14 protein-coding genes and 1 riboswitch are annotated in these 19,263 nt (G+C 63.4%); of the genes, 5 read left to right on the top strand and 9 right to left on the bottom strand.

Going from position 1 to position 19,263, the window contains the following annotated elements:
- Positions 1-5: 5 nt before the first annotated feature.
- The 7 genes from J2T21_RS04880 to J2T21_RS04850 all read right to left on the bottom strand — a co-directional run bounded on the left by J2T21_RS04880 (position 6) and on the right by J2T21_RS04850 (position 12,463).
- Positions 6-6,311, bottom strand: a complete 6,306-nt coding sequence (locus tag J2T21_RS04880; protein WP_307579057.1) for a DUF4011 domain-containing protein — start codon at positions 6,309-6,311, stop codon at positions 6-8.
- A gap of 391 nt (positions 6,312-6,702) precedes the next feature.
- Complete coding sequence (locus J2T21_RS04875; RefSeq protein WP_307579055.1) at positions 6,703-8,172, bottom strand: aldehyde dehydrogenase (NADP(+)); 1,470 nt, start codon at positions 8,170-8,172, stop codon at positions 6,703-6,705.
- A 53-nt stretch (positions 8,173-8,225) separates the two neighbouring features.
- Positions 8,226-9,533 carry an MFS transporter gene (locus tag J2T21_RS04870; protein WP_307579053.1) on the bottom strand — a complete coding sequence of 436 codons (1,308 nt, stop codon included), beginning with the start codon at positions 9,531-9,533 and terminating at the stop codon, positions 8,226-8,228.
- 80 nt (positions 9,534-9,613) lie between these two features.
- Positions 9,614-10,696, bottom strand: a complete 1,083-nt coding sequence (locus J2T21_RS04865; RefSeq protein ID WP_071214527.1) for a zinc-binding dehydrogenase — start codon at positions 10,694-10,696, stop codon at positions 9,614-9,616.
- Positions 10,697-10,829: 133 nt separating this feature from the next.
- Positions 10,830-11,606 carry an IclR family transcriptional regulator gene (locus J2T21_RS04860; RefSeq protein WP_307579051.1) on the bottom strand — a complete coding sequence of 259 codons (777 nt, stop codon included), beginning with the start codon at positions 11,604-11,606 and terminating at the stop codon, positions 10,830-10,832.
- A gap of 297 nt (positions 11,607-11,903) precedes the next feature.
- The gene (locus J2T21_RS04855; protein ID WP_307579049.1) at positions 11,904-12,077 is read right to left on the bottom strand and encodes a hypothetical protein; all 174 of its coding nucleotides are present in this window, start codon (positions 12,075-12,077) and stop codon (positions 11,904-11,906) included.
- Positions 12,078-12,202: 125 nt separating this feature from the next.
- On the bottom strand, positions 12,203-12,463 hold the full coding sequence (locus tag J2T21_RS04850) for a hypothetical protein (protein ID WP_307579047.1): 261 nt from the start codon (positions 12,461-12,463) through the stop codon (positions 12,203-12,205).
- A gap of 152 nt (positions 12,464-12,615) precedes the next feature.
- Positions 12,616-12,706: riboswitch (glycine riboswitch) on the top strand.
- A 170-nt stretch (positions 12,707-12,876) separates the two neighbouring features.
- Here J2T21_RS04850 and J2T21_RS04845 point away from each other — a divergent pair.
- From J2T21_RS04845 to J2T21_RS04825, 5 genes are all read left to right on the top strand, one after another.
- Positions 12,877-13,626 carry a DUF5058 family protein gene (locus J2T21_RS04845; RefSeq protein ID WP_307579045.1) on the top strand — a complete coding sequence of 250 codons (750 nt, stop codon included), beginning with the start codon at positions 12,877-12,879 and terminating at the stop codon, positions 13,624-13,626.
- Between the two features lie 28 nt (positions 13,627-13,654).
- The gene (locus J2T21_RS04840; RefSeq protein WP_307579044.1) at positions 13,655-14,398 is read left to right on the top strand and encodes a hypothetical protein; all 744 of its coding nucleotides are present in this window, start codon (positions 13,655-13,657) and stop codon (positions 14,396-14,398) included.
- 115 nt (positions 14,399-14,513) lie between these two features.
- On the top strand, positions 14,514-15,746 hold the full coding sequence (locus J2T21_RS04835) for an amidohydrolase (protein ID WP_307579042.1): 1,233 nt from the start codon (positions 14,514-14,516) through the stop codon (positions 15,744-15,746).
- Between the two features lie 228 nt (positions 15,747-15,974).
- On the top strand, positions 15,975-16,397 hold the full coding sequence (locus J2T21_RS04830; protein WP_307579039.1) for a hypothetical protein: 423 nt from the start codon (positions 15,975-15,977) through the stop codon (positions 16,395-16,397).
- Complete coding sequence (locus J2T21_RS04825) at positions 16,375-16,581, top strand: hypothetical protein (RefSeq protein ID WP_307579037.1); 207 nt, start codon at positions 16,375-16,377, stop codon at positions 16,579-16,581. Before J2T21_RS04830 ends, J2T21_RS04825 begins: the two co-directional genes overlap by 23 nt.
- A gap of 471 nt (positions 16,582-17,052) precedes the next feature.
- On the opposite strand, the gene J2T21_RS04820 is transcribed toward J2T21_RS04825, so the two are convergent.
- On the bottom strand, positions 17,053-18,150 hold the full coding sequence (locus J2T21_RS04820; protein ID WP_307579035.1) for an NAD(P)-dependent alcohol dehydrogenase: 1,098 nt from the start codon (positions 18,148-18,150) through the stop codon (positions 17,053-17,055).
- 267 nt (positions 18,151-18,417) lie between these two features.
- On the bottom strand, positions 18,418-19,221 hold the full coding sequence (locus tag J2T21_RS04815) for an SDR family oxidoreductase (protein ID WP_307579034.1): 804 nt from the start codon (positions 19,219-19,221) through the stop codon (positions 18,418-18,420).
- Between the last annotated feature and the right edge of the window lie 42 nt (positions 19,222-19,263).

Genomic DNA, 19,263 nt, shown 5'->3' with positions numbered 1-19,263 from the left:
TGCGATTAGGCGGTCGGACGGATCCGCCCGGCCACGGATTCCAGGCGCTGCTCACGCACCGCGAGTTCCAACCCCTGCTGCAGCCATGCCGATACCTTCCCGGTCATGCGCCCGTACCCCAGGATCCCCATGGCCTCGCGCTTGAGCTCCTCGACTCCGGATTCCCCGGCGAGGGACGCCCGCGCACACATGAGATTGGCGATCTCCCGGGGACTGATCTCCTCGATATCCAGGCCGTGTGCCGCGAAGTCGGTCCGGTAATCCAGCCACCGGGCCCCTTCCCGCCCGGGGGGCCAGATGAACCCGTCGGCGTCGATGGCAAAGGACTTCTTGTCCAGGGCCGCCAGCATCGACTTTTCCCGGGCCGCTGATACCCTGCCCAGGCCGTAGGCGTTGATGGCCAGCCTGGCCAGTCGCCGTTGCTGGATCGGCCCTTCCGCTTCCACGATCTCGGCCAGCAGCGCGGCGGCCTTTCGCTTGCCCGCTGCCCTCTTCAGGTTCTCGAGTTCATCGACGGTTCCCGCGAGGCGGGCAGCCCACGACGTGAACGGCACGGCCTTGCCCGGATAGCCGCGCGGCTGCACCTCGGCTTCCGCCTCCGGAACATCGTTTGCCACCAAGGCCGCGGTTTCGGTTTTTCGCTTGTTCGAGGAAACCTTGTGTGGCGCCGCTTCCCTGGACATCCGAACCTTGGAAGCCTTTGCCAGTTCGGCTTCGAGGGAGTCGAGGACCGCTTCGGAATCCTGGAGCCAGGCCGGCAGCCAGATCCGCGCCACGGATTCCCAGCCCAGCAGGTTGCCCAGGATCTCCTGCGGCAAGCCGTCGCGGTCTCCCACGGTCTTCCGGGCCGCCCAGGGTTCGCCATCGAGCAGGATCGCCATCAATGGCTCGTCCGGACGATCGGGAAGCGCCACCGTCGCATCGATCCTGAAGTCCGAAAGCCCGACATTCGTGTGAACCCGGTGGCCGCGTCCCCGCAGGGCCGCGGCCACCTGTTCGCGGTGCCGGTCACGCGCGATCGCGGCCAGCGAGCCGTTGCCCAGGGCATGTGTGCCCTCGGCGGCCAGGTCCAGGTAGGCGCGCAGGTGCTTGATGCCCAACGCCGAGGATTCCTCGGCGCGCAGGTCGGCCGGGTCGAAGCTGGTGAACACCATGACCTGGCGCCGGGCGCGGGTCACCGCAACATTCAAGCGGCGTTCCCCGCCGATGTTGTTCAGCGGGCCGAAGTTCAACGGCAGCCGCCCACGCTCGTTGGCGCTGAAGGCCGTGGAAAAGAGGATCACGTCCCGCTCGTCGCCCTGCGCGTTTTCCAGGTTCTTCACGAACAGGCCTTCGTCCTGTGCATCCAACGCGGCACCCAGGCGTTCGTCCGCATGGTCGCGCAGCAGGGACTCGACCAGGTCGCGCTGCGGTGCGTTGAACGTGACCACGCCGATGGAGGGGACGGCTTCCGGTGAGGCATCGAAGCGCCCCTTGATCTCCGCGACGATGTGCCCGGCCTCCACCGGGTTGGTGCGCAGGATGCCGGCGGCACCCGTGCGGTGGAAGGTGCCCTGGACCCGGCGAAGGGAAATGCCGTAGCCGTCGATTCCCGTCCGTGCTGCCCCGTGGCGCGGGGAGGGGAAGGAAGAGAGCTTGCCGGCGTAGTAGTGCTTGTTGCTGAAGGCGATCAGGGATTCGTCCTGGCTGCGGTAGTGCCAGGACAGCCAGCGGCGGTGAACCCGGCCCATGACGGCCTCGGAGAGGATCGATTCCTCGTCGGCGACCAGCAGCTCTGATTCCCCATCGTCCTGCGGGTCGATGGACACCTCGGCAAAGGAGCTGGGCGGCATCTGCTTGGAGTCCCCCACGATGACCGCCGACTTGGCCCGGCCCAGGGTGCCAATGGCGTCGGCGACGCGGATCTGCGAGGCCTCGTCGAAGACCACGATGTCGAATTCCCCGGCCCGCGGCGGGAAGAACCGGGCGGCGGAGTCGGGGCTGACCAGCACGCACGGCAGGATACTGGTAACCAGGTCCCCATAGGAGTCCATGAGCCTGCGCACGCTCAGCCCTCCGCGGCGGCGCTCCAGCTGCCGCGCCAGCTCCCCCATGCGGCTCTCGGCCCTCTTCAGTTTTTCCGCACGCTGCCGGCTGATCGCCTCGGGCAGGGACTTGCCCACGTGCTTGCGCAGTGCCGTCGAGGATGAGGCGAACCGTTGGACGGTCCGGGCCTGGGCCTCGGAATTGAAGGCATCGAATCCGTTGGCCGCAAGCCTTTCGACCAGGGCGGATTCGGCGGTGCCGCGCATGAATCCGCGCAACGCATCACCTGCCGGGTATGCCCCGGTGGCCAGTTGTTCCCAGGCGGCCTCGAGCCCGTGGGATTTGAGGGGCTCGAGGTTTTCCATGAACGCGTTCCAGCGTTTCAGGTCCCGTTGGGCTTGGCTCCCGGTGCCGCGCTGTTCGGAGCTACGGAAGAACCTGCCCAGGAATCCCGGTGTGTCGCTCCAGGGGGACGGTGTGTGGGTTTCGCGCGGGACCGCATCGCGCAATGCCTCCCAGGCCGCGGCAACCTCGCGCAGTTCCCCAACGAGCGCGGCAGGCAGCGGAGCGCTCCGGCCCAGCACCTCGCGCAGCAAGGTTGCATACCGGTCATCGGCTTCCGTGGCCCCGGCTTCGGAGAGCAGCCCGGCCAGGTGCACCAGTTGCTCGCGCTGCCCGGCCACCGAGGCGATGTCGCCGTCAACAAAGGGATTCCAGTGCGCGTTCGGCTCCAGGCCCGACAGTTCCCCGAGGCCTCCCACGAGTTTTGCGCACCGGGCCCGGGCCTCGATCAACGACTCGATGATGGACACAAGGTTCTTGGCGTCGTCGTCGGTGCCCTTCCACTGCGGGCCGAAGTGTTCGGCGATGACCCGCAGCCGACGCTTTTTTCGTCCAATGCCGAGGAAGCCGAATTTGTTGGCCTCGGTCGCCGCCGCATGGGCCGGGGAAAGGTCGTTTTCCAACACCGCGGGTACGACAAGGTTCGGCAGCCAATCCAGGCATTGCGCCAGTTCCGTGGCTTCGGCCAGCAATGCGGCGGAGCGTTCCTGCCAAGCGGAGGTGGCGGCGGCATCGAGCACCGGCAGCGGGACTGCGGCGGTGAGCAGGTCGGCCAGGTTCACCAGGCGTTCCGGTGCCGCGGCGCCATCGACCAGGGCGGCAACGCCGTCGTCGTTTCGTGCGGCGGCCGCCTGGGACATGGCGTGTTCCAGGGCGCCCGCGGATCCCCGAAGGGCGGCTTGTTGGTCGTCGGTGAGCGGGCCGCCAATGAATCCCCAGGGGTGCTCGAACCGCGGGTTGGCCGGCTGGGCGGTGTCCGGAAGCTGGAGCAACGCCTCGCGCACCGCGGCAACCTCGGCCTCGCCGGCCAGCGCGGCAAAGGCCTCGGGGATCGGCAGGGCGGCGATGTCGGGATCCATGGACAGCGCCACGTTGTGTGCCCCGTAGGCGGAGTAGCCGGCAGGGTTCGCTTCGTGCAGGCCATGGGCGTAGCCGCCCAGGCGGCGGACCGAGGTTTCCAGGTCGCCGGTGGCCAGTTTCATCCCCGCGGTGTCGGCAAAGACCAGGTGGTCGAGGGACGCCTTGATCTGTGCGCGCACCGCGTTCGGGGAGGATCCCTTGTCATGCAGGTCCAGGGCGAATTCCCCCAGCCCCACCTCGTTCAGGCGCTTGGCCACCACCTCGAGCGCGGCACGCTTCTCCGCCACGAAGAGCACCCGCTGCCCGTTGGCCATGGCGTGGGCCAACAGGTTGGTGATGGTCTGGGACTTCCCGGTGCCCGGAGGTCCCTCGAGCACGAAGGTCCGCCCGGCCCGGGCGGCGGCGACGGCCTCGAGCTGGGAGGCGTCGGCCGGCACCGGGAGTTGGGCGGCAAGCCGGTCCAGGTCAATGACAGGCTCGGCTTCGGTGCCTGCCGGGTCGATGAATTCGCTGGTCGGGCTCTGCACCAGGTGGCGCACCAGCGGGGCGTCCATGAAGGTTTCCCAGTTCTCGTCCAGGTCGCGCCACATGCGGAACTTCGCGAATTGCAGGATCGCCAGGTCCACGGTCCCCTCCACGTGGAAGGGAAGCCCGGCCGCCACCAGCGCCTCGCGCAGTGCGGCGAGTGCGGCGGCCAGGTCGATGCCCGATTCGTCGCGCATCGGGTCCTCGAACCCGGGGATGCGCAGGCCGAACTGCTCGTGCAGCTTCTCGCTCAGGCAGTAGTTCGGGGTGGAGGTGCCGGTCTCGTCGATTTCGATGCGGTAGTGCTTTCCGCGCCCGGCCGGCAACAGGCGCACGGGAATCAGGAACAGGGGAGAGCGCAACGCCCGCCCGTCCATCGACCAGTTCAGCGACCCCACGGCCAGGTACAGGTTGTTGGCGCCGTTCTCCTCGACGATCCGCTTGGCGTCACCGGCCATCCTGCGAAGCCGGGTCAGGTAGCGGTCCGCCTCCAACCGGGTGTAGACCTTCCCGCGGTTCAGCAGCAGCTCGATGCGCCGCTCGACCGGAAGCGACGGGCCCGCGGTGTAGCGCTGGGCATCCAGGGCGGAAATCTCGTCGGCGGGCAGCAGCTCGATGGCCCGCCCGTTGTTGACCAGGTCCTCGAATCCGTCCACCACGGATTCCGGAACCGCCAGCGGGAAGCGCGCGCGTTCGGTGAAGTTCAGCAGGCGGTTGCGCAGGGACAGATCCAGCAGCCCGTTTTTCCAGGCGGTGATGCGCGGTGGTGCCGGCTTGCCCGCGGAGACCGGGGCCGAGCGTTGTCGCTCGGACTTTTCCTTGAAGAAGCGCGCCAGGGTGTCCGGGGCCGCCGCCTTGTACTCGATGACGACCGGCCGGCCGCTCTCCGAAAGCCCGCGGGCAGGCAGCGGGGTGATCCCGCTGCGCCTCGAGGCGCGGATGTCGATGGCGAAGACCAGGTGTTCTTCGGCAGCTGCACCCCGGGCATGGTCGTGCATGGTTGCGGCGGAGGACTCGGCGAGGGGGGAACGCCGGTCGGTGGTGATGGCGGTGCTCTCCACGATGCGCAGGTGGCCGGCCGCCACCAGGTTTGCCAGTGCCCCGGCGCCCTCGGCATCGAGGCTGCTGCTGGGTAATGCCCCCTCCGGGGTGCGCCAATAGGCCAGGAAGGCATGGTCCTTGGCCAGCCAGATCACCGAATTGATGCCCACGGCTTCCAGCAGCGCGGAGAACAGCAGCGTGGTTTCCAGTGAGGAACCAACACGCTCGGTGAGGACCTCCTGGGCACCGCGGAGGTATTGCCCGCCCAGATCGGCCAGGTCCCAGTTCGCCGGCGGGGACCCGAAGCGGATGCCGCGGGTGCCAAGCACCTCGAAGATCGACTCGACCGACGCATCGACCCGTTCGGATCCGCCGAGTCCGGCGTCGGGGTTCCCGGTGCCGGTGCGGGCACGGAAAATGTCGCCGGCCTCGGAAAGAAGCGCGGTGAGCAACGGGTGCTGCGGTTGCACGAACGCCGCCAGCAGTTCGGCGTTGGCCTGGGTTCCGGCCCCGGGCCAATGGCTCGCCGGCAGCAACTCGATGGAACCGGATTGCTCGGCAACAAGCTTCCCGTTTTCGGCCACCCGCACGATCAGCGTGCCCGGGCGCCTCGAATCGATCAGGGCAAAGGCCGCCGGATCGAGCACCACATCCAGGTCGTGGAGGGTACTCACACCCGCAGGAAGTTCCAGGCGGCGATCGGCCACGGCGGAGACCGGCAGGTTCCCGCTCATCACCACGGCGGTCACCAGGACCGAACGTGGTTGGCCGGCGCGGTTCTCCAGCACCACCCGCTCGAGGATGCGCGTGTGCGTATGTGCCGTGGCGTAGTTGACCGACTTGCCGTGTGCGATGTCGATCGAAATGGATCCGTGGCTTGGTCCCCGGACGGAGGCTGGCGGATGGTCGCCCGCGGCCGAGGAATGGAGCAGTTCCGCCACTTGCTCGGCCGAGTGTTCGAAATCCAGCCCGGCCAGGAAATCTCTGCTGGTTTCCAGGGCGCGTTGCATGTCCGCTGCCGTGAAGGCGGTGCCGTTCGCCCAGGCTTGGTGGATTTCCTGCAGCCGGCGCGCCTGCTGGCTCTGCTCTTCGGACAGGCCAAGGTCTTCGGTGGCGGAGCACAACTGGCGCAATTGCGCGGCGAGGCCAACGACACCTGTGGATACCCCGGGGCTGCCCAGGGCGTGGTCGAGTTGTCCCGCCAACCCCGTCCAGCCTGCGGCCGCAGTTCGCGCCGCGCGCTTCTGGTCCGTGAACGCCGCGAGGGCACCGGAGACGATTTCCAGTGCATTTCCCATATAGTCACTGTGAATCGTCAAGTGTGCCGTCCTTTGTTTCCCCGCGGGCTCGACATTTGCCGTGCCCACCCAATCGTTCCTTAGAACTTATCCCACGCAGGCAAAGGAAATTCATGGGTCCCATCGTGGGTGCTACGTTATGCCTCTTCGTGGAGAAGCCGCCTGCGGAAGATGCTGATCTTCCGCAGGCGGCTTCGTCGGGTCTTGTTAGGTTGTTGTCAGTTGAAGCATCGCGGCATCGCTGACGGCGCATGGACGACCGCGACTTCCACCGATGTGAGCGGAATCGGCCAGACGGTACGCCGAACGCGAATCAAATGCGATGCTGCTGCTCGGGGATGCGGCCTCTTCAGGGCACGCGGTCAGAAACTCTTGCTGTGGCAATCAGCTTTCAATCACCCTCGCCATTAACTTGTCGCGGAATTCCCAAGGGATTCGATTCCCGCAAATGGGTTGGCAAGAGGTGCTCAGGGAATCCTTGGAAAGCCAGAGGGCGGAGGAACCGATCCATAGCCGCCGTGCCTACAGAGGTGCTTTGCACCGCGGTGCTTGCTGGGTAGGGGCCACCGTGCTGCTGTGCGTAAGTGACAGAAACACCCGTTGGCCACTGATTCCAGAGGACTCGTCCGGCCTTATGTGAGAGCACTTGCAAGAGGGATCCCACTTCACATGAATCAGTGCCATGGATCGAAGCCGTTAGTTGACCTTCGTAGAGCCTTGCCACTTCGCTGAGCTCCGAAGAGTCTTCATACGTGATGACCAGTGCTGCCGGACCGAAACACTCTGCAAGCAACGACTCTGGGTCCCTGCGAATTTGCTCCAAGGTGGTGTGAAAGAGTATCGGCCGGGCATCGCCACTCGTTCGTGAATTGGATTCGTTCAGTAGTTGTACCCCGGCGTGGCCCTCGAGCTTCTCTTTGGCATCGGAGAATGCAGCCAAAATTCCTTCATTGAGCAGGGGCGCTTCCGATGGAAGTTTCATATTGCGAAGCTCTTCAAGAATTGCGCTCTCGCTCGGTATGAACAGAGTTCCTGGCTTTGTGCAAAGTTGCCCCGCACTCTGAGTAAAGGAGGTCACGAACTCACGGGCGATGGATCCGCCACGCTCCGCGGCTGCTGCCGGAGTAACGAATACGGGGTTGTTGCTGCCCATTTCACCATAGAAGGGGATTGGTTCTGCACGTCCCGAGGCAATGTCGAACAACGTTCGACCACCTGGAATTCCCCCGGTAAACGCGCCAGCTTTGATGCGAGAATCCGCCAGCGCTTCAGCGCCATTTCGGGTTCCAAAAATTATGTCAAAGGTTCCGTCCGGCGCTCCTGCATCCACGAGTGCGGTTAGAACCACATCCGCGGTCTTGCGGGATAACGCCGGGTGTCCGCGGTGAACCTTGAGCACTACGGGGCAACCAGCGGCCAGTGCAGATGCAGTGTCACCGCCGGCGACAGAGAACGCAAAAGGGAAGTTGCTGGCGGCAAACACGAGAACTGGGCCAAGAGGCTGCATAGTTCGGCGTAGATCGGGACGAGGAGCACCCATGGGCCACTCGTCGTCTTTATGGTCAATTCGCGCATCCAGGAATTCTCCTCCGAGAACCTGCTTGGCAAAGAGCCTCAACTGGAACGTTGTTCGTTTCAGTTCACCCCGGAGACGGGGTTCGGCCAGGTGTGTTTCCGCCACTGCCAATTGGATGAGTTCGTCCGAGGCTTCGTCGAGCCGATCGGCGATGAGTTCCAATGCTTCTGAACGCTCGGTCAGTGTGGTGCCGGCCCATGGCTCGAAGGAGGATTCCGCCTTTGCCAGAATGAGTTCCAGTGCGGCTGCCGATGTTTCATTTATGGTCTCAAGTGTGAGCGCCATGATTGCCTTTCTTAGGAGCTTCACCCAGGCCTCAGCCAAGGTTGCAGCAGAAATTAGTCGATTTCTTGATTTCGCTTTTCTTTGGCGAATGAAACTGCCACGACCGAAATGGCGCCACAGAGCATAACGAACAGGCCGACCGGGACGTAGCTGCCGGCAAACGCGGTCAGCAGTGCCGTTGCAATGAGCGGAGCGGGCCCACCGGCGATCGCTGCACCAAGCTGGTACCCCAAAGAAGCGCCCGTGTAGCGGATATCCGGAGTGAAGCTCTCGGCAATGAGCGTTCCGATGAGCGATCCATAACTTGGCCAAATGATCGCGAAACCAATGAAGCAACCGATAGCCAAATGAATGAGCGATTTCTGGTTCAGGAGCCACAGGTAAGGCAGGATGAAGGCCATAACAGCGATGGACCCACCAATGAATACCGGTTTGCGACCAATCTTGTCGGACAGCGCGCCAAATTTAACCATGGAGAAGACGCCGAGTATCGAGCAGATCAGAATTATCGCTAGTACGGGGGTCCGTTCGTAACCCAGTGAAATGGCGTATGAGACGGTGAACGTCGCGAAAATGAAAAACGTAGATGTCTCGACAATCTTGGCACCGGTTGCGATGAGGACCGATCGCCAGTGGTACTTGAGCGTTTCTACGATCGGAATACGCTTTTCGTTGCCGGCAAGTTTCATCTGACGGAAGGACGGGGTTTCATCGACTCGATGTCGGATCCACAAACCCACCAAAAGCAGAACCGCAGAAAGCAGGAACGGAATTCTCCATCCGTAGGTGAGGAACGCTTCCTTGGGGAAAAGTGCGTCGGCGCCCAGCGTGGCAATGTTTCCCAAGGCCAGTCCCAGGAGCGCACCAGTTTGCGGAACTGCGCCGAAGAATCCTCGGCGTTCCTTCGGAGAATATTCGACGGCCAGCAACAGCCCCCCGCCCCATTCACCGCCCAACGCCAGACCCTGGATGAGGCGCAAGATTGTCAGGAGGATGGGGGCACCTACACCAATGGCTGCATAAGTAGGCATCAGGCCAATAGCAACAGTTGCGGCGCCCATCATAGTCAGGGTGACTAGCAGCGTTTTCTTCCGGCCGATTCGGTCACCGATGTGGCTAAACAATATGCCGCCAATGGGTCGTACGAAGAAGGCAAGAGCAAACGATGCAAGTGAGAGCATCTGGCTGGCGGTTGGATTATCCGAGGGGAAGAAGAGCGGACCGAAAACGAGGCCCGACATTGTGCCGTAGAGGAAATAGTCGTACCATTCGATGGTGCTTCCGACCGCGCTGCCCCAGAGAGCGCGCTTTCGGTCTTGATTGGTGACTTGGATGGTCACCGCAGATGTTTGGGCTGACATTTAGAACTCCTGTGTGAGTGATCAGGGAATGCCATAGCTACGCCGCTGTGGCATTCCTATGCCGTATTAGGTCGCGCTGGCTAAGTCATGAGGATGACGGCTCGGCCTGCGCCGCCGCCAGACAAGTCGTCGAAAGCTTCGTTGATCTCATCGAGCGCGAAGCTGTTGCCCAGCATCGCGTCCAGAGGCAGTTTTCCGGCCAGGTACATCCGCAGGATTTGTGGAATCTGAACCGAGAGATTTGAGGAACCGTACAAGCTTCCTCGGATGGTCTTTTCCTGTTGGACCGCTTGATTCAGGGGGAAACGGATGTCGGTATTCGGGTTGCCCAGTCCAATTACGAAGGCGGTGCCTCGTGGACGCAGTGCGGTAACGGCCGCAGTAATGGTTTCTTCACGCCCGATCGCTTCGATGGCCCAGTGAACTCCCGTTTCAGTGATCTCGAGAACTTGAGTAACTAAGTCCACGAGTTTGCTGTTGATCGTGTGGGTGGCACCTAGCTCCCGCGCTTTATCAAGTTTCTGGTCGTCGATATCGGCAACGATGATGGGGTAGGCGCCGACTGCGGCTGCCCCAATGACTGCCGAAAGTCCGACTCCGCCGGCACCAACAATAAGCACGGATTCACCGGCAGCATGCGGCATACCGTTGAGCACCGTACCCATGCCAGTTACGACGGCGCATCCTACGATTGCCGCAATGGCTGAAGGAACTTCCTTAGGAACCTTGATGAGGGATTCTTCGGAGACAACGCACTCTTGCGCAAAGCAGGAAACACCCATGAGGTGATGGACAGCCGTGCCATCATGATCCAAGCGAGAACCGCCGCGCAGCAAGCCATTAGTGACGGCGTGGATCTTGCCCAGAGTGCAAAGCGCCGGACGACCAGAAGAGCAGTATTCGCAGGATCCGCATCGAGGTCGCCACGTCATGATTACCTTGTCACCCACTGCCACGCTTCGGACCCCGTCACCAAGTTCTTCGACAATCCCAGCACCTTCATGCCCCATGACAATCGGCGTCTTGCAGGCCAGATCGTTCTTCATATAATGAAGGTCGCTGTGGCACACGCCTGCTGCCTCTATCCGGACCCGGACTTCCCCAGGGCCCGGCGCGCTAATGACCAACTCGGTCACCCTCAGGGGCACATTGGGCTCTGTCATGACTGCGGCTTTCACAAACGACTCCTCGTAACGATTTTGTCGCTCGTGACGTTTGTCACGGCGACTAGGAAATAGCCTGTGATCACGTGTCGTTGAAGTCAAAAAATCGTCCCACTCAGCGGGACGTTCTACGCTAGAGACTTGCCCAGTAGGGCGTAGCCCGCACCTGGCGGTTCAAGCCGAGCGTGGCGGCATGAACGGCTGGCCCGACAATGCGCATATCTACGCTACCTACTGGTGCGGTTATTGAAATTGCCGCGAGAGCCGTTCCATCGCTTCGAAGGATCGGGCTCGCGGCACACGACAAACCGACATGGGACTCTTCCACCTCGTAGGCAATACCCTCCCGGCGTGTACGTTCCAATTGGGCGGCCAATTCTTTTGGATCGACGATGGTCCGAGGCCCGATTTTTGTGAGGACGCTACTGAGGACCAGTTCCTGGACTTCCACGGCCGAGTGGGCCAATAACGCCTTGCCTCCAGCAGTGGCATAACTGGGCACCCTCCCGCCGATTCGTGAGGGAATACGAAGCTCTCGGTGCTTTCCGCGGAGGATCTCGATATATACGACATCCAAGCCATCAAGCACGCCAAGTTGCACTGTCAGACCAGTTGCTTGCCGAAGATCAGACATGGTGGCCAAAGCCAGTCGGCGCAGGTTCTTGGGCTGCTGTGCCCGTTCCCCCAATTCAAAACACTTCATGCCAATCTGGTATCCGGACTCGGTGTGGGCAACGAAATCGTGCCGATCAAGGTCCACGAGTATTCGCGCGACAGTCGCCTTGGGCAGGCCCGTACGACGCGCAATTTCCGAGCCCGTCAACACCGGGTCATCAACATTAAACGTCTCGAGGATGACACCAATGCGATCGACCATCGAGACCGGTACCTGAGGGAGAGAAACAACCATGCGAATTATTATGCGTCTTACTCAGTGAGACATGCAACACAAATGAGCGAGGCGGCAGTTGTGTGTCTAAGTCCATTGAGGCGGATAGATCCTGTTGAGAAATTGGTCATCATCTGAACACCAGCATTCATCGCCCACTCGTTGAAACGAATTTAGCGGCAGCCCAGATAGCTTCAACACTGCTGAAGGGGTACGTTGCTGATAGCAACGCTTGACTGCTCACCCAGGAGGGCATCTGCGATACGAGGCTTGGGAAATATCGTGCCTAGCAAGGCTGAGAGCAGGTTCATCCGGCGCCTATTTGTAGTCGTTCTCGGTCAGTTCGATGACGAAGGTGCGGCGTTCGGCGATCAAGGCACCGCGCATCACAAAGACCTCGCCTATGGCCATGCGTATGACCTCGCCGTTGGCGCAGTGCACCTTGCCGGAGAACTCGGTCATCACCACGTCGTCCCCTTCGACAATGCGCACTATGTGCAGCACCGGTGGTCCGCTGAAATCGGGGCTTGCGATCGCGGGTCGTAGACTTCCTTGCCGTTGAGCCGAAAGTGGCCGAAGACCCTCCACTCAGTGTCGCCGGTCAGGCACGAGAGGATTTAGGCGTGATCCGAATTGTTTAATCCGTCGATGTACTTCTTGGCGGTGTCTTTGTTGACAGACATATTTGAAACCGCCGGGAATCGGGGTGTGGCGCTTCGATGGGCAGCCGGCCCCGGTGTGCGCATCCGGTGATCGATAACAAGTGGACAGGCGAGGCCGCCATGCATTTTTTCAAGGCTAACCACCGGCTCATCTCGAGGGAATGCTTGTCCACCCGAAATCCATTCGATGCGCGAGGCATCTTCCGGCCTGGCCACATTCTCGGCCCCTTAGGCCATCGATGGCCAGACGCAAAAATATCGATTCACGACCGTTCGGTCGGGAGAAACAAAGGAGCCACTGTGACCCGCGTCAAGTATTCTTGATCGCACGCGGACAAGCTTCCGCACACAACCAAATAGTCTTCCGATCACACGTGGCTGGAGAGTCCCGGACACCACTCGGGCACCGAAGGGGCAAGCACCCGCAATCTCTCAGGTACCAGGAACAGCCGCGTGAGGAAATTCTGGAGAGCAGCCGCCGGGATAGGTGGCTCACCGACGAAGCACGCCGCTGCCATGCGCAGCGGCTTATCTTTCAGGTTCAGGACAGAACGGGCACGGTGGCAACCGGGAACACCACGACCCGCACCCTCCGCCTTGAACCCTTCGATGAACGGTAGGCCAGCCCCATGAACTTCCCAGCCGCATTGCCCACAGCTGCGGACAGCAATTCCACCGACATCCTCGCCGTGGCCAATTCACCGGTCCTCTGGGCCTGCGCCATCGGCGTCTTCCTGGTCATCATCGTCCAGTCCGTCATCTACATGAAGGCCGCACGGATCGCCGCACCCCACGTCGGGATGAGCCAGGCCGAACTGAAGACCAGCTTCCGCGCCGGCGCCATCTCAGCACTTGGCCCCTCGCTGGCAGTGGTCATGGTTGCCGTCGCCCTCCTGACGGTCTTTGGCACTCCCGCGGTGCTGGTGCGCATCGGATTGATCGGCTCGGTGTCATACGAGACCGCCGCCGCGGCGATCGCAGCAAACACCGCCGGTGCCGAACTCGGCGGGCCCACCTACACGCAGGCCGTCTTTGGCCTGGCCCTGGCCGCCATGAGCCTGGGCGGGGCCATGTGGATGATTGCCACGCTCATCCTGACCCCGCTGCTCAAGAAGGGCGACTCCGCGCTGCGCAAGGTCAACCCGGCCATCATGCTCGTGGTCCCGGGTGCCGCCATGGTCGCCGCCTTCATGGTGCTGGGCATTGGCGAACTGCCCAAGTCATGGATACATGTGGTCGCCTTCGCCTCCTCGGCCGCGATCATGGCCGCCCTGATGGTCATCGCCAAGAAGGTCAACCGGCCCTGGATCAAGGAATGGGCCCTGGGCATTGCCATCATCCTCTCCCTGGCCATCACCTACGCGGCCACCCGCCTCTAATCGCAGCCAAGATTCCCAGGAGCACATCATGACCCAGGCAGCAGAAATCCACCAGGCGCTCGGCGCCTTCGACAAGACCACCTCGCGCTGGGGCCGGATCACCATGATCATTGGCCTGTTCTTCTCCCTGGCCGCCCCCGCGTACCTGGTCTTCTTCGCCGGCCTCGACATCGAAATCGCCGGCATCATCACAGCCTTCGCCGCCCTGGCCGCGGTCTTCGGCGTCATCTGGATCGTCGAGCCGCTGACCTACTTCCCGATCCTGGGCGCCTCGTCCATGTACCAGGCATTCATGATCGGCAACATCTCCAACAAGTTGCTGCCCGCGGCCATGATCGCCCAGGCCACCATCGGCGTGAAGCCCGGCACCCGCAAGGGCGAGCTGGCCTCGGTCGCCGCGATCTGCGGTGCCGCCACCGTCCACCTGGCCTCGCTGTTCATCTTCGTCGGACTGTTGGGCACCTGGCTGGTCAGCGTGATTCCCACCGACATCGTCCAGACCATCCAGTTCTACATCCTGCCCACCGTCATGGGTGCCGTGGTCGTCCAGGCGATCGTGAGCCAGAAGGCACCGCGCTCGGCGCTGATCGCCTTGGTCGTCTCGGTCATCGTGGTCTCCGTGGCCTTCTTCTTCAAGCCCTTCGGCCTGTTCTCCACCGCTGTCGCCGTCATTGCCACGGCGGTTCTCGCCTGGGTGCTGCGCGACCGCAAGACCCTGGGCACGCCGGAGGACGTACCGGTGGATGCAACCCCCGAGGGCCCGGTCTACTGACCGACGCACTCGGCGGCCCGGACCGACCCGAGACCCCGCGCATCCACACCACATTTACCACCGGCGGCACTCCCGGGTGCCGCCGTCCCACCCAAGAGCAAGGAAACAACGCCCGATGACGAACTCCATCCCGCAGGCCCTGGCACTGACCCAGGACTCGACCGCCGAAATGCACGAGACCTACAAGTACCTGCACGCCAACCCCGAGCTGTCCATGCAGGAACACCGGACCGCCGACTACCTGGCCAAGCGACTGGAAGACCTGGGACTCGAGGTGTTCCGCTGCGGCGGCACCGGGGTCGTGGGCGTGCTGCGCAACGGCGCGGGACCGGTCATCGGCCTGCGCGCCGACACCGACGGGTTGCCGGTGCTCGAAGACACCGGGCTGGACTACGCCAGCACCGCCACGGGCTTCTTGGAGGACGGCACCGAGGTCCCGACCATGCACGCCTGCGGCCACGACACCCACATGGCCACCGCGCTGAAGACCGCCGAACTCTACGCCGGAGCCAAGGACACCTGGGCCGGAACGATCGTGTTCGTGCTCCAGCCGGGTGAGGAAACGGCCGCCGGCGCCAAGGCCATGGTTCAGGACGGGCTGTGGGACAAGGCACCCAAGCCGGAAATCATGTTCGGCCAGCACGTGATGAACGGGCTCACCGGCACCGTGGAGATCATGGGCGGTGCGGCCATGACCACCGCGGATTCCTTCAAGGTCACGGTCTACGGCCAGGGTTCCCACGGTTCGATGCCCGAGCGGTCCATCGACCCCATCGTCTTGGGCGCCTCCATGGTGCTGCGCCTGCAGACGATAGTTTCGCGCCAGGTCGCCCCGCAGTCCGCCGCGGTGGTGACCATCGGGTCCTTCCATGCGGGCCTGAAGGAAAACGTCATTCCCGACCGTGCGGTGTTCACCATCAACGTGCGCACCTTCGATCCCGAGGTCAGGGACATCGTGCTCTCGTCGATCCGGCGCATCATTGCCGCCGAGGCGCAGGCCTCCGGCGCACCCGAGCCACTGATCGAGGACATCTCCAGCTTCCCGCCGCTGTACAACGACCCGACCGAGACCGAGAAGCTTGCCGAGCAGTTCCGTGCCGAGTTCGGCGAGGAACGCGTTCGCCAGGGCTCGCCGGTCATGGGCAGCGAGGACTTCGGCGCCCTCGCCGCGGCGATCGGCGTGCCCTCGGTGTTCTGGTTCTTCGGCGGCAACGACGCGGCGACCCTGGCCGCCGGCCACCCGCCGGCCAACCACTCCCCGTTCTTCGCCCCGGTCATCGAGCCGACGCTGGGCACCGGCGTGCAGGCCGCGGTCCGCGCGCTGTTCTCCAAGGTCGGCAACAAGTAAGGCTTGACGCCACACACAGATTGTGGCCCCAAGGCCTGCCTCGAACACATCCGAGCCAGGCCCCGGGGCCGCATGGCGTTTCCCTCAGGTGCCTTTGGTTCCACGGTCTCGCATGGCTCTCATGTTGACTGAAGTTTCAACGAGGCGCCCGGGGATTTGGTTCGGGGTATTTTTTGGGCCAGCGCCCGTTCTCGGACTTATGTGTGGGAAACCGACCGTGCGGATCAGATGCAACTCTTCATTCCAGCGCAGGGGCCACCGCCGGAACTTTCACATTGGGCCGCCGCGATTGGCGGCTTCGCACCCGTGGCAACCTTCTTGGTCGTTGGAGTTGCTTTCCTTGCTTATCGCCAGAAAACGAAAGCGGACAAGCGTGCGGAATGGTGGAAGCGAGCACAATGGACAATCGATAATTCACTGTCCGAAGATGCACAAAAACAAGATGTCGGCTTGACCGTCTTGCAAACCCTAGGCAAGAGCGGCCTGGCCACAAAAGAAGACTCCGCATTGTTTGAAGAAGTTTCTTCCGCGGTGTATGGGGAGTATCTGGATGAAGAGCTGGATGCAGCTCTAGCCGAAGAAGCGCCAGCAGGGGATAATGACGAGACCAACGGCGAAGGAGGCACCGATGCCAACGATCACGACGGCTGACGAGGCCCTCACCGATAAGTACAAGTTCTTGGAGACTCCTAGCAAACGCCGCACCATCAAAGTGGTTCTGACCTCCGACGGAGGAAAGACGGTGCATGTGTCCGACGCTCGTCGGGCAAAGGTGTTGGAGCGTGCCGACCGCATCATGACCCGCGAGAGAAACCGCCTTCGCGAAAGCGCCTAGAACCGGATAGGCCAGCAGGGAGGCCCCCCAACTTTGGTGGGCCTCCCTGCTCGGTGTACCCCTGGGCTGGATAATCTGATCCCCCGTGTTTGTCCGGCCGCTTGGCTAAATTCACCGTGCAAAGGAATGCCGCGGCAGCCTCCCGAAGAATTGGCCCGCTCTTCTATCCGGATGATTCCCTTTCTCGAAGGACTGCTGGATGCTTCGGTTTTCCCGGAGCGGTTTCAGGCCTCAGCGATTGTTCCTTTTGTCGTCACGAACGCCGGTCCCGTCCAAGCCATTCGCCACACATGTGCGACCCAAACACTGTTGCCGCATTCTCCGTCAAATTCGGGGAAACTGGCGAGCCGTGGCAGCCATCGCCACGTCATCGGCGACGTGCCCGGCGCTACTCCGTGGTCAAGTCGGCGCGGCGCCAGGCACCGCACGCGTGCTTCAGGCGTGTCACCCTGAGACGTGGACGCCCTCGGTCTAAAAGACCACCACCGGCTTGAGTGTGGATCCGTCCGCGGAATCGGCGAAGGCCTGGTTGATGTCCTCGAACTTGTACTTCTTGATCAGCTTGTCGAAGGGGAACATTCCCTGGGCGTGCAGGCTGATCAGTCGTGGAATGAATTCCTTGGGGACCGCGTCGCCCTCGATGACCATGGAAACCTTGATGCCGGTCAGCAGCAGGTTGCCGATGGCAAACGGTGCCTCGGTGCCCAGCTTCGCGGCACCGACGAGGGCGCCGTGGCCGCGGGTGGCCAGCGACTGGGTCATCTGCGAGAACACCGGGGGGACGCCGGTGGTGTCCAACGCGTAGTTGGCCCCGCCTCCGGTGATCTCCTTGATCGCCTCGACCGGGTCCACCTCCTTGGAGTTCACGGTGTGGGTGGCTCCCAGCTCCTTGGCGAATGCGAGGCGTTCGGGCACGATGTCCACCATGATGATGGTCGTGGCGCCGGCGGCCTTCGCGGCAAGCATGCCGGCCATGCCCACGGCCCCGGTGCCGAACACCGCGATGGAGGATCCGGGCTTCGGCCCAAGGACATTCAGGACGGCCCCGGAACCGGTCATGATGCCGCAGCCCAGGGGTCCGAGGATCTCCAGCGGCACGTCGTCGGGAACCTTGACCGCGCCACGGGCCGCGACGTTGGTGTATTCCGCGAAGGAGGACTGGCCGAAGAAGTGCGAGCCGATCGCGCCCTGCGGGTCCGAAAAAGCCGTCGAGCCGTCGGCGCGCTGGACGCCGAAGTTCCGGTCGTAGAAGTTCACGCAGTACATCGGGTGCCCGGCGAGGCATTGCTCGCATTGGCCGCAAAACGCCGGGCCCATGACGACCTTGTCGCCCACGGAGAATCCCTGCACGTCCGAGCCGATGGCCTCGACGATCCCGGCTCCTTCGTGGCCCAGGACCACCGGCAGCGGCACCGGGTACCACTGGTCGCGGATGATCGCGTCGGTGTGGCACACGCCGGAGGCGACGATCTTCACGCGGAGTTCATCGGCACGGGGGTCGTCGACCTCGATCTCGCGAATCTCGAGGTCTGTTTCGGGGGCAATCGCCACTGCTGCTCTGGTCTTCATGTGTCTTCCCTTCAGGTCCTGCGCGTTCGAACGATCCCGCGTACCCGCCGGGGGCACGCGCGTCGCATCCCGCGCGGCTTCGGTGGAACCCTTCACTGGCGCGCAAGCGCCATGGCCCACTGCCCTCATGCTAGTCCTTCGGCAGTGCGAGGCGGCCGGGATGGCCCCGAATCCGGCATCGGCGCCCCCCTCTGCAGTTGCCCTTCCCAGCACGGCAATACCGGCCGGCCTGACGCTGGCCAAGAATGCCGCGGTTCTTCCCGGGACTTAGGCGGTCCGGTGTTGCTCCCGCACCGTGCCCCGGTGGGCGGCAGCGGCCTGCTCGGCGAGGAACTCCCTCCAGCCGAGCCGCCCGCGCTGCGCCCCGGGGGCAGCCAGGTTCTCCCCGTTTCGGTAGGCCCTGCCGATCGCCCCGGGTATCCGGATCGGCAGCCTCGGGTGGCGGTGGCCGAAGACCTCCCAATGGCCCTCCAGCAATTTCTGGACGTCCAGAACCTCGGGCCCAACCAGATCTGCCACGCGCCCGGCCGGTTCCCCGAGGGCCAGCTCGGTCAGGCGGGCCGCGACCTCTTCGACGTGCACCGGTTCGAAGCGCAGGCCTCCCGGCACCGGGACCAGCGGCATCCGGGCAAGCATCCGCACCACGGGCCAGACGAAGTCGTGCAGCTGCGCGGCGCGCAGCACCGTCCAGGGAACCCCGGAGCCGGCGAGGGCTCCCTCGGCCCGGGCCTTGGCCCGGAAGTAGCCAATCGGCATCGCCTCCGCGCCGACGACCGAGATGAGGATGAGGTGGCCGGTTCCCGCAGCCCTGGCCGCGTCCGCCAGGTGGCGTGCGGCGATGTCGTCCCCCTTGGCCCCGCCGGCCAGGTGCAGCACGGTGTCCACCCCGTCCAGTGCCGCTGCCAGCCCGGTGCCCGCGACGGTGTCGCCGAGGACATGTTCGATTCCGGGTTCGTTGGCGCGCGGGTGGCGACTGAGGACGCGGATGTCCTGGCCGGAAGCGCGCAGCCGCCGGAGCACGTGGCTGCCGATGTTTCCGGTGCCCCCGGTCACGAGAATGGGTGTGTTCATGGTTCTTTTCCTTCTTCCTTTGTCACGTCGAGGCCCTGTGCC

Source organism: Paeniglutamicibacter psychrophenolicus (genome assembly GCF_030812255.1).
Lineage (GTDB): Bacteria > Actinomycetota > Actinomycetes > Actinomycetales > Micrococcaceae > Paeniglutamicibacter > Paeniglutamicibacter psychrophenolicus_A.
The sequence above is the reverse complement of the archived record's forward strand: the minus strand, read 5'-3'. Positions and strand labels throughout refer to the sequence as shown.